The sequence below is a fragment of the Acinetobacter sp. AS5 genome, assembly GCF_048957595.1.
Lineage (GTDB): Bacteria > Pseudomonadota > Gammaproteobacteria > Pseudomonadales > Moraxellaceae > Acinetobacter.
In genome coordinates, this window is record NZ_JARDAL010000114.1 from 1 (window position 1) to 2,466 (window position 2,466).

Here is a 2,466-nt window from a genome sequence, read left to right on the forward strand (position 1 = left end):
TGAAAATAATTTCGATCGATCAACCAGTAAAAATCCACACAAGTTGTTCTTCATAATCTCTTAATGATCTTCTTGCTGATTCGTCACCAGCAAGCTAGGTCGGCTATATTACTCTCTATCTCTAGAAAGTCAACCAGTCATGAACATTATTTTTAAACTTTCTTTCCAAAACCCAACTCAATCAATCTCAACTAAGTCACTGTTTTATCAGAAGTTTTAATCTTCATCACCGCCGATGGATGTGCATTCTACAGGATTCCCGACCCAATACAACCCCCTTTTTTAAATAATTCAGCAAAAACATTACGACTGTTTATTTATTCTACAAAAATCGCGATTTTCTTCATTTCTTGAGCATTAAAGGGACTGAATCCGTTTAAATCCATGCATGTTTTTTAATTTAAGAAATGTTTTTGATTAAAAGTTTTAATCTTTATTAAAACTTTAGACCTAAAATTAACCTTAAGGTAATACAACATAGGACAAACATGGATAACTTTGCTGCCGCATATACTTCCTCTGGTTTAGAGTTAATCAAAATATTTACACACAGCAAGATCAACCCTACAAATAGCAACAATACAGCATGCAACATGCTCACTTCATAGATCACCACGCCCAAACCAGGAAGCAGAATAAAAAAGCTCAGCCCACATAAGGTCATGTATTGCGCTTGACTAATCTGGCACTGAGAAATGCCTTGCAATCGCATAAAGCGATGTTGCTGTAAAAATTTACTTTTCAGTTCAACCTACAACTTAGCCACCAAATACACAAGAATGGAAATCGTGAAACTAAGGAAAAATAGACTTTGCTCACCTCCTTTCCATCGACTCCACAAAAAATTCTCAAAAATCACGCTTGCACTTACCATGGGAATGATTACTACAGGCAATATTGCACATACGGCCAAAATTAAACGCTTGCCTAATTCAGCCGGCTGAAAGAGCTGCCTGAGATAGATCCGGATCAAATTTTTATATAGAGTGGATGCGTGATGTAAGCGCATTGAATTGAGCTGAATAGATAGATTGATTGGCTTCATCAACTGGTTTTGATACAAGGCTCTTAATGCAAATACAATAAATAAAATCGAGCTAAGTAAGGCCAGGAACTGTAATGTGGTCAGCGCCATTAGAACTAGACCAAGAAAAGAAAGCATGAAGAATAAAAATAAATTCTTTCGCTTCCTTAGACAGAGTAATTGCAACAATGTGACGGAAAAGCCCACAATGCAATCAAGAAAATATTTGGCAAGGTTGACCAACCTCTCCCGGGCTCCATGAACAGATAAATATCAGCAACTACATAAGGCAGAAAAATTAAACTATTCAGCAGCAAAATCACCATGAGATCAGTGGCAATAACAATATGATGCCGTATTGGCAAGTGCTGCAAATAGCGATTTGCTTCACCTCCCATTAATGATTGTTTTTGCACCCCTACCCAATAGATCGACATAATCGTTAGAACAAACCAGATCAGAAGCGAATGTTGCCATAAATGCTCCACAATCAATAAAAGAATAGGTTTTGCCATGGCGAGCAATATTGCAAACAACATAGGCCCAAACATTAGAACGATAATCAGCGTAATCTGCTTATTACGACTCAAGGCATCTGCTGCAACCCTCACATAATATTGCAAACGCTATCTCGCCAGACAGCGAATCATTGAGATATTTAAATATGGACGCGTAGCACGTGCCAATAAATCCACTAAACCCGGTATAGACCAAACTCAGCAATATCAATAAATGTTGTGCTCATTTGCTGTTGCATATTTAGATCATGACATGTCATCAATACCATTTTATTTCTGGAAGATTCATTTAGTTTTTCTTTTAAAATTTGCAGAGCTTTTACATCGACGCCATGACTCGGTTCATCCAGAATCAAGATCGGCACATCGGTCATTAATGCCGAAATTAAGCTAAATTTCTTTGCTGTACCAAACGACATAGCCTGAAACTGAATATTCTAAAATGAAGTTAAAGTAAAATCATCAATCAGCTCTGAATAACTATGTGGAGTCAAGTGACGCACAGAAGCAATAAAGTCTAAAGACTCACGTCCAGTGATAAAGGGATAAGCCATCGTATGATCAGGCACAAAGGCAAGCTGAGCAGCGATGTGTCTTTTTTGCCGCGATGAATAACCATTCACCCTAATCTCACCAGAACTCAAAGGTTCCATTCCGGCAATCATCGCCAACAAGGTTGACTTACCCGCCCCATTCACACCTACCAAGGTATACAAGCCGCAACCGAACAACTGATAATCCAGATTCTCAAACAATGTTTTATTTTTAAAATGCTTGGTGAGCTGAATGAATTGCAACAAAGGGATATCCGGCACTGAACGACCTCTTATTGTTTTAAATAAATGATTAGGGCGTGTCCTCATTTGAAGAATTGGTTTTAAATACTTAAAATCCTCCTTTGAGTTATTTTTATTTCTATATTTT

At 37.6% G+C, this 2,466-nt stretch carries 5 protein-coding genes; all 5 read right to left on the reverse strand.

Annotation, left to right across the window (positions count from 1 at the left end; genetic code table 11):
• Positions 1-436: 436 nt before the first annotated feature.
• Positions 437-712, reverse strand: coding sequence for a hypothetical protein (locus PV763_RS17320; RefSeq protein ID WP_420938272.1), 276 nt, complete (start codon positions 710-712; stop codon positions 437-439).
• A 39-nt stretch (positions 713-751) separates the two neighbouring features.
• Positions 752-1,135 (reverse strand): hypothetical protein, encoded by a 384-nt coding sequence (locus tag PV763_RS17325; protein ID WP_420938273.1) that lies wholly within the window; start codon positions 1,133-1,135, stop codon positions 752-754.
• A gap of 56 nt (positions 1,136-1,191) precedes the next feature.
• Complete coding sequence (locus PV763_RS17330) at positions 1,192-1,647, reverse strand: hypothetical protein (RefSeq protein WP_420938274.1); 456 nt, start codon at positions 1,645-1,647, stop codon at positions 1,192-1,194.
• A 71-nt stretch (positions 1,648-1,718) separates the two neighbouring features.
• A complete protein-coding gene (locus PV763_RS17335) occupies positions 1,719-1,961 on the reverse strand; it encodes a hypothetical protein (RefSeq protein WP_420938275.1) in 243 nt (80 codons plus the stop codon).
• Between the two features lie 18 nt (positions 1,962-1,979).
• The coding region (locus tag PV763_RS17340; protein ID WP_420938276.1) for an ABC transporter ATP-binding protein at positions 1,980-2,466 on the reverse strand (487 nt) is incomplete at its 5' end.

Bases quoted from the DNA above. Each gene is read 5' to 3' on its own strand.
- PV763_RS17320 (WP_420938272.1), bottom strand. From the start codon at position 712: ATGCGATTGCAAGGCATTTCTCAGTGCCAGATTAGTCAAGCGCAATAC.
- PV763_RS17325 (WP_420938273.1), bottom strand. From the start codon at position 1,135: ATGGCGCTGACCACATTACAGTTCCTGGCCTTACTTAGCTCGATTTTA.
- PV763_RS17335 (WP_420938275.1), bottom strand. From the start codon at position 1,961: ATGTCGTTTGGTACAGCAAAGAAATTTAGCTTAATTTCGGCATTAATG.